At 67.5% G+C, this 8,066-nt stretch carries 8 protein-coding genes and 1 pseudogene; 5 read left to right on the forward strand and 4 right to left on the reverse strand.

All coding sequences use genetic code 11. The features are described from left to right. Positions 1–174 precede the first annotated feature (174 nt). Positions 175–312 carry a hypothetical protein gene (locus Pka01_RS40330; protein WP_203888304.1) on the reverse strand — a complete coding sequence of 46 codons (138 nt, stop codon included), beginning with the start codon at positions 310–312 and terminating at the stop codon, positions 175–177. Positions 313–417: 105 nt separating this feature from the next. On the opposite strand from Pka01_RS40330, the gene Pka01_RS40335 reads away from it, so the two are divergent. After that, a complete protein-coding gene (locus tag Pka01_RS40335; protein WP_203888305.1) occupies positions 418–1,755 on the forward strand; it encodes a M1 family metallopeptidase in 1,338 nt (445 codons plus the stop codon). A gap of 121 nt (positions 1,756–1,876) precedes the next feature. On the opposite strand, the gene Pka01_RS40340 is transcribed toward Pka01_RS40335, so the two are convergent. The 3 genes from Pka01_RS40340 to Pka01_RS40350 are packed head-to-tail and all read right to left on the reverse strand — an operon-like array spanning position 1,877 to position 3,972. After that, positions 1,877–3,154, reverse strand: coding sequence for a cytochrome P450 (locus tag Pka01_RS40340; RefSeq protein WP_203888306.1), 1,278 nt, complete (start codon positions 3,152–3,154; stop codon positions 1,877–1,879). 3 nt (positions 3,155–3,157) lie between these two features. Beyond that, complete coding sequence (locus Pka01_RS40345) at positions 3,158–3,358, reverse strand: ferredoxin (protein ID WP_203888307.1); 201 nt, start codon at positions 3,356–3,358, stop codon at positions 3,158–3,160. Next, the gene (locus Pka01_RS40350) at positions 3,355–3,972 is read right to left on the reverse strand and encodes a TetR/AcrR family transcriptional regulator (protein WP_203888308.1); all 618 of its coding nucleotides are present in this window, start codon (positions 3,970–3,972) and stop codon (positions 3,355–3,357) included. Before Pka01_RS40350 ends, Pka01_RS40345 begins: the two co-directional genes overlap by 4 nt. Positions 3,973–4,451: 479 nt before the next feature. Between Pka01_RS40350 and Pka01_RS40355 the strand changes: the two genes are divergently transcribed. The 4 genes and pseudogenes from Pka01_RS40355 (at position 4,452) to Pka01_RS40370 (ending at position 8,065) form a co-directional block, all read left to right on the forward strand. Further along, positions 4,452–5,834, forward strand: coding sequence for an FAD-binding oxidoreductase (locus Pka01_RS40355; RefSeq protein WP_203888309.1), 1,383 nt, complete (start codon positions 4,452–4,454; stop codon positions 5,832–5,834). Between the two features lie 181 nt (positions 5,835–6,015). Then, on the forward strand, positions 6,016–6,642 hold the full coding sequence (locus Pka01_RS40360) for a TetR/AcrR family transcriptional regulator (protein ID WP_275414546.1): 627 nt from the start codon (positions 6,016–6,018) through the stop codon (positions 6,640–6,642). Positions 6,643–6,714: 72 nt separating this feature from the next. Further along, a pseudogene (locus Pka01_RS40365) lies at positions 6,715–6,849 on the forward strand (SDR family oxidoreductase); the annotation flags it as partial. Between the two features lie 112 nt (positions 6,850–6,961). Beyond that, the gene (locus Pka01_RS40370) at positions 6,962–8,065 is read left to right on the forward strand and encodes a GDSL-type esterase/lipase family protein (RefSeq protein WP_203888311.1); all 1,104 of its coding nucleotides are present in this window, start codon (positions 6,962–6,964) and stop codon (positions 8,063–8,065) included. Position 8,066: the final 1 nt, after the last annotated feature.

An 8,066-nucleotide genomic window follows, 5' to 3' on the forward strand; every position in this document is an offset into this window, starting at 1 on the left:
TCAACCACTAACGACCAACCTCCAACGACCGGCCCTCACCCCGCCGGTCGGCGATCAACCATGCGTCCATCGATCCCCCGCCGTAGACGACCTGCTGATCAGCTGCCCTCACGTGCCCCCGCCAGGCGACGACCGCTGAGCCCCTCCATTGCGCCTTGCGTTCGACCCGACAGTTCACGAACGCATCAGATGAACGACGCATCGGGACACGCCCGCGGCCGAGGTGATCGCCATGAGGACGGCGGCCATGGTGACCTTGACTAGCAGAGCGAGAGTCGCCACTCCGGGCGCGACCGTGGACGAGTCCCCCACACGGGATCCGACCAGCAAAAAGAGATCATTGACCGATACTTGACAAACAGTTACATTACGTCGGCAGATCGGGGGTCCCGGGTGCTCGAAGGGAGAACCGTTCTAATGGTCCGACGAGTTCTGATCGGCGCAGCAGCTGTACTCCTCCTCGTGTGGGGTGTTCCATCGGCCGTCTTCGCGGCGGACGGCACCCGAACTCCCTCAGCGCCGTCCTACACGGTCACCCTGACCAGCAACACGTCGGGAAGCACCTGGACCGGGCACGAGAGCATCACCTTCAGCAACCCGTCCGCGGATCCGCTGACCGAGGTCTACCTCCGGCTGTGGGACAACTACCACGGCACGTGCCCGTCGACGCCGGTCACCGTGACCAACGTGACGGGCGGCACGCCGTCCCCGTTGTCCGTCTCCTGCACCGCGCTGAAGATCACTCTCGCTACCGCGCTCAACCAGAACCAGACCGCGTCGGTCGGATTCGACCTGAGCATCGTGGTGCCCGCCGGCGCCGACCGGTTCGGCCGCGACGGGTCCTACAACTTCATCGGCAACGCGCTTCCCGTGCTGGCGGTCCGCGACGCGAGCGGCTGGCACCTCGACCCGTACAGCAACAACGGTGAGTCCTTCTACTCGCTCATCAGCAACTACGCGGTCACGCTCGACCACCCGACCTCGCTGCTCGTGCCCGCCACCGGCACCTCCGTCGACACGCCGGGGACGTCCGGCCGTACGGTCACCAAGGCCACCGCGAACAACGTCCGCGAGTTCGCGTGGGCGGCCGGGCCGTTCGTCAAGACGACCAGCACCACCACCACGGGCGTGGTGGTGAACGTCTACCGGGTGAGCTCGATCAGTTCGAGCAGCGCCGCCTCGATGATGACCACCGCGAAGAACGCGCTCGTCGCCCACGCCGGACGCTTCGGCGCCTACCCGTACGGCGAGGCTGACGTGGTGCTGGACAACAACTTCTGGTTCGGCGGCATGGAGTATCCCGGGTTCGTGCTCGACGTGATCAGTTCCACGGCTCTGGCGCACGAACTCGCCCACCAGTGGTGGTACGGCATCGTGGGCGACGACGAGTACAACAGCCCGTGGCTGGACGAGTCGTTCACCGACTACGCGACCGACCTGTACAACGGCGTCTCAGGCACAAACTGCTGGAACAACGTCTCCTGGCAGTCGTCGGCCGAGAAGATCAGCAACTCGATGGCCTACTGGGACGCCCATTCGAACCGCTACGGAACCGTGGTCTACACCTACGGCAAGTGCGCGCTGCACGACCTGCGGCGCACGATCGGCACGACGGCGATGACGAACCTGCTCCGGAATTACGCCGCGGCCCACTGGTACGGGGTCTCGACCACCGCGGAGTTCAAGGCCGCCGCCCAGGCGGCGACCACGGTCAACCTGTCGTCGTTCTGGACCACCCACCGCATCGACGGCTGAGCGGCCCGAAACGCTGGTTACCGGCGCCGTCGTGCGATCCGGCTCCCTGAGCGCGAGGAACGGGACGACCGGTGCGGGAGGCGAGGACACGATCGCGTCTTCACCTCCCGCGGACGCTCGATCAGGCGTAGGTGACGCGAAGCGGAAGCGTGCGCGGCCCGCGGACCTGGCCCGCGGCCCACGTCACCGCAGCCGGGTCGCGGAGGCTGAACTCCGGGACCCGCTCGAGCCAGACCTCGAGGGCGATCTTGAGCTCCATCCGCGCCAGGTGCGAGCCCACGCAGCGGTGGATGCCGAGTCCGAACGCGACGTGCCGGTTGACCTCACGATCGATGACGACCTCGTCAGCCCGCTCGAACTGCGCCGGGTCGCGGTTGGCGGCCGGGAACGACAGCAGCACCCAGTCCTCGGCCTTCATGTCGACGCCGTTCCAGTGCATGTCCTCCTTCACCAGCCGCGCCATCGTCACCGGGGCGTAGACGCGCAGGAACTCCTCCATCGCGGTCGGCAGCAGCTCCGGCTCGGCGACCAGCCGCGTGCGATCGGCCGGGGTCTTCGCCAGATGCCACAACGACGCGCCGATCGCGCTCCAGGTCGTGTCGATCCCGGCGATGAGCAGCAGGGCCATCGTGCCGGCCACGTGCGCCGGTTCGAGCTTGCGGCCGTACAGCTCGGCGTTGATGAGATAGGTCGTCAGGTCGTCGCGTGGGTTGTCGACGTGGTCGCGGATCTGCGCGAGCAGGTAGTCGAACAGCAGAGCCATCCGCTCCATGCGCTCTTCCGGCGGCCGGTTGATCCCTTCGAGTGCGTTCTCGATGAACTCACGGAATCGCGGGCCGTCCTCCGGCGGGAAGCCGAGCATGTCGGCGATGACCCGCATGGGGATGTGCTGTGCGTAGTCGTGGGCCGCGTCGACGTCCTGCCGGCCCTCGAACGCGTCGATGAGCGAGTGGCACAGCGCCCTTGTCGACTCCTCACGCTTGGCGATCGCGTTCTTGGTGAACGCCGGGAGTAACAGCTTGCGGGCGTCGTGGTGGAACGGCGGGTCGGAGGAGATCGGCGGTGTGCCGCCCACCGGTGCCAGCTCGCGGGGCGGCCGGAAGTTGCTCATGATGATCGACCGCGAGGAGAAACGCTCGGTGTCGTACGCGATGGCCGCGACGTCCTCGTAGGTCGTCGGCAGCCACCCGCCGCCGAACCGGTCGGTGTGCGCGATGGGGCACCGCCGGCGGAGGTCGTCCTGGATGGGATACGGGTCTGCCGCCCATTCGGGTTCGAGGTGGGAGAAGTCGGTCGCCCAGTCGGAGACCGGGCCGGTGACGATCTCGTTGCGCGTGCCGAGGGGCTGGTCTCCCCGCGTCTCCCGGAAGTCGCGGGTGAAGCGGTCGTCGAGCGTCATTCGTCAGGCCTCCTCGACCAGGTCGATCGCTCTTTCCGGGCAGTTGGACGCCGCCAGGCGGGCCGCGTGCTCCTGGTCCGGTGGGACGGCGCTGTCGCCGATCACCTGCCCGTAGCCCTCGTCGTCCTCTCCGAAGAGAGCGGGGGCCAGGGTGTAACAGCGGCCATGTCCATGGCACCGCTGGGGATCGATCTGCACTTTCACTGAGTGGCTCCCCTCTGTGCAGTGATGTCGGTGGGGGCGAGGGCGGTCACGACACGGCTGAGCAGGGCCGTCCACTCCTCGTCGCCGACGGCATGCAGGTCCGGCGGGATGAGCGCGCTGCCCATCGCGAGGAGGAGACAGAAGTGGGCGAGCGCGTTCGGCGACAGCGCCGAGTCGAGTTCGCCTCCCGTCTGACCGGCCCGGACCAGATCCGCGACCCAGTCGGCGCGTTCGCCGACGTAGTCCCGCATCGGCCGGGCGACGTCCTCGTCGCGGCGCGCCGCGACCAGTGCCTCCACGATGAGGTAGCCCCGGGCGTCGCGACGGCGGGGAAGCCACCGGCCGACGGCGAGGAGCACCTCGGTGATGGACCGATCGGGATCGGCGGCCAGCACCGCGGCGAGCAACTGCCGCCCATGTGCGCGCAGCGCCGCCACGAGCAGTTCGGCCTTCGAACCGAAGTGCGCGTACAGCGCGCCGTTGCTGACCCCGGCCGTCGCGGCGATGTCCGCCACCCGCGTGCCGTCGTACCCGCGCTCGGCGAAGACGTCGGCCGCCGCGCGCAACAACCGTTCGCGCGTTTCGGCCGCGGTGACGCCCGCGATCCGCCCCATGATCGAATTAAAAGACCGTTCATTTCATTGGTCAAGGGCACGGCTCGTTCGAAGGGCGCGCAGCAGGGCGGCGGCGAGCTCGACGGCGAGGGGTGGGCCGTCGAGCTCGCCGGTGAACACCTTGCCCGGAGAACCGGCATACCGGTGCGATTTGTCCGTCTGCTTGGCCGAGTGAGGGGGCTCGGAGAGGCGCGCATGCAAGCATGTGCGGGCCCGGCGTGGACGCGCGCCGACCGCATATGCGCTCGTCAGCGGGGGTACGAGCCGATGGCTCACAATCGGTATGGTGATACCGTACTTCCATGCCGATCGTCGGAAGATCGGCTCGACAAAGACGCAGGGCGGTCGGCAGGGACCGCAGCTCGCCAGCCCGGCAAACCCCCACACGCCGGGCAATGGACGACTGCCTCCGGCGCGCCTGCGGTCATCGGCACCCGGTTCGTGCCGGCTATGCGAAACAAGATCAGAAAGGCATCGCCATGCCCCTCCCGCCGAGTTCCCTGCTGCGCTCATCCGTCAGCGGGCCCGTCTTCTTCCCCGAGGACGACGGCTTCGCCGACGAGGCGTCGGTGTTCAACATGACCGTCGCCCATCGTCCACATGTGATCATCGGCGCCACCAGCGTGGCGGACGTCCAGGCGGCGGTGCTTTTCGCACGGGACCGGGACCTCCCCGTCGCGGTCCTCAACACCGGTCACGGTCCCTCCGTGTCCGTTCCCGGCGAAGCCGTCATGATCACCACACGTCGCATGACGGAGGTGAGGATTGACGGTGCGAGACAGACCGCTCGCGTCGAGGCCGGCGTCCGCTGGGGTCAGGTGGTGGAAGAGGCCGCCGAAGTCGGACTCGCGCCACTCGCCGGTTCCTCACCGCAGGTCGGTGTCGTCGGCTACACGCTCGGCGGCGGGGTCAGCATCGCGATGGGGCGGGCCTTCGGCTACGCGGCCGACCACGTCCTGGAGATCGACGTCGTGACCGCGGACGGCGAACTCCGCCATGTCACACCGGATTCCGACGAGGACCTGTTCTTCGCCCTGCTCGGCGGGAAAGGCAACTTCGGTGTCGTCACCGCGATGGAGTTCAGCCTGTTCCCCGTAAGGGAACTGTACGCGGGGGCCCTGCACTTCTCGGGTGACGACGCACGAAATGTGCTGCACGCCTACCAGCGATTCACTTCCACGGCGCCCGACGAATTGACGTCGTCGATCGTCTTCCTGCGCGCGCCCGACCTGCCTTTCATTCCCGATTTCATGCGAGGAAAGCTGACCGTTTCCATTCGGGTCGCCTACCTGGGCTCGGCACGTGACGGTGAAACGCTGGTCGCCCCGCTGCGGGCGGCTGCACCGGTGCTCGCTGACACCGTGACCCTCATGCCCTTCGCACACCTGGCCTCCATCACCAATGATCCGACCGAGCCGGGTGCCGCCGTGGAGCATTTCGTATTGCTCGACGAGTTGTCTCCCGCGGCGATGGAAGCGATCCTCGACGTCGCAGGGCCGGGTTCGGGCACGCGTATCACCATGGTCAACCTGACCCAGCTCGGCGGCGCGTTCGGGACACCGCCGGAGACGGCGAACGCGGTGGGGCGGCGGGACGCCGCCTTCGCCGCCTTCGCGTTGACAGCGGTTCCGCCCGGCGATGTCAGCGCCTCCAAGGACGAGGGCCTGGAACTGATCGACCGGCTCAGTTCGTCCGGAGGCGGCCGGAAGCACCCCAGTTACCTCTCGCCGGCCGACGCCTCGGCCGACGGCGTGCGACTGGCGTACGACGAGCTGACCTACAAGCGTCTCCAGGCGGCGAAGACCGCGTACGACCCGCGCAACATGTTCCGCTACAACCACAACATCCCGCCGCTCGCATAGTCGCCCGCATAGTCGCCCGCTGCACGGGCGTACGGCAACGCGTGATCGCCACGCGGGCGCGAAACTCCGGGACGGCGGTGCCGTACGTGCGCAATCTCGGGATTACGGGGGCGACTCACATGTGCCCGGACCTGCGCCAACCTGGTTTGACCGCCACCAGGCACGAACGTATGGTACGGCCATGCCTATAGCGAATCGGAAAAGGCGTGCAGGCGGGGAGAAACGAATTCTCGTCCTGGATGCGGTGATAGTCGTGCTCGCCGAACGCGGCTATGAGAACACGCGTTTCGCCGACGTGTCTGCCGCCAGCGGTGTCGCGATCAGCACGCTGCAGAATTACTTCGGTTCGCGTGAGGACATGGTCATCGAGGCGATGGGACTTTCCGTCGAGCGAGAAGTGACGGCCCTGGAAGGGGTGGCCACGGCTGAACGTGATCCATGGGAGCGACTGGTCGTCATGATCGATCGGAGTCTGGACAATTCCGATGACACTCGGCGGATGCTCGTCGAATTCTGGCGGTCCGCCATGCGCGACGACGAGCTCCACGAGTACAGCTCGGAAGTACAGAAGCGCTACCGGGCGCCCTTTCTGAGGGCGATACGGGAAGGCGGTGAGCAAGGGGAATTCACACTCGCCCATGGACCCGACGACGTGACGGACTTCCTGATCTCCGTCCTGACCGGAGCCGTCATCTCCCGTGTCCTGCACCATCCCACGCCGTCTCCCGCCGACTTCCGGGGCGTTCTGCTGGCCCAACTCCGCTTGATGCTGGGACTCCATCGTGGGATCCCTGCGGCTCGCCAGTGAGCAGGCCCAGGCGGGTCCAGGCGCGGCGAGGTATGCCCGCTTCTTCGTCGAAGTGATCGCCATACATCGCGCAAGGACGCCCTGACCGCCCAGTACGCGCTGGGACTTTTGGGCGAACCCGAGGACATCGCTCAGGCGGTGCTCTTCTTCGCGTCCGAGGCGAGCTCCTACGTCACCGGCCAGACCCTGAGCGTCGACGGAGGCTGAATCTCCGCCCTCGTCCACTGAGCAACAGGCCGGACGGCGTGTGCGACATTGTCACGGCCTGGTCAGGGGCCAGGCACTGAGGCGATCCCCCATGACAACGAATTGAGCGAGCATGATCTGGACAGCCGGCTTCCGTACCGCAGTGATCAGTCCCTACGAGCAGATCAAGTTCACCGCACCGCACGGCTTCGCCGACCAGACGCTGCGTCAGGTGCTCCACATGGCCGGCGGAGGAGAGCGTCTCCGCGTACGCCTGACGAACCGCTACGGGCGCACCCCCGTGACCATCGCCGCCGCTATGGCCGCCACCGAGCGCGGGCGGTCCGCCCTCACCTTCGACGGCGCGGAGAAACTCACCATCCCGCCGCGGGAAGAGGCCGTCAGTGATCCGGTGGATCTGCCTGTCGCCGCCGGCGCCGACGTGGTCCTCAGCCTCTATTTCCCTGAGGAGACCGGTCTGGCCACCTATTCCCACATGCCCATGGAGACCGCTCGCATAGTCGGCGGCAACCACGTCACGTCGCCCGCGCTGCCCGAGGCCGAGCAGGCGCAGGCCAGGTTCTACGTCTCAGGCATCGACGTGCTCACCCCGGACGGCACCGCGGTCGCCGTGGCGTTCGGCGACTCCTGGTTCGAAGGGGTCGGCACCACGACCGGCGCGAACAACCGTTCCGTCGACTTCCTCAACCGGCGCCTGAGGCGGGGATGGGTCGTCAATCAGGGCATCTCAGGAAACCGCCTGCTGACAGACGGCGCCGGCGAGCACGCGCTGGCGCGCTTCGAGCGCGACGTCCTCGCGGTTCCCGGCCTGACCCACGTCCTGGTGCACTTCGGCATCAACGACCTCGTCCTGCCCAGCATGACCGGTGAGCCCCTCGCCACCACCGACTCCCTCATCGAGGGCTTCAAGGTCCTGGCCCACCGCGCTCACCAGGCCGACCTGAAGATCCTCGCCGCCACCATCGGCCCCTTCGGCGGCGCCGTCCTCCGCGGGATCGGCACCCCCGAGGGCCTCGCGACTCGACGCGAGGTGAACGACTGGATCCGCGCCACCGACGCTTTCGACGCCGTCTTCGATGTGGCCCGAGCCGTCGGGAACCCCGAAGATCCCGACGGCATCCACCCCGCGCTCGACGCCGGCGACGGCATGCACCTCAACGACAGAGGCGCCCAAGCCATGGCCGATGCCGTCGACCTGGCGACCCTCGCCCTCTAGA

This window comes from Planotetraspora kaengkrachanensis, assembly GCF_016862895.1.
Lineage (GTDB): Bacteria > Actinomycetota > Actinomycetes > Streptosporangiales > Streptosporangiaceae > Planotetraspora > Planotetraspora kaengkrachanensis.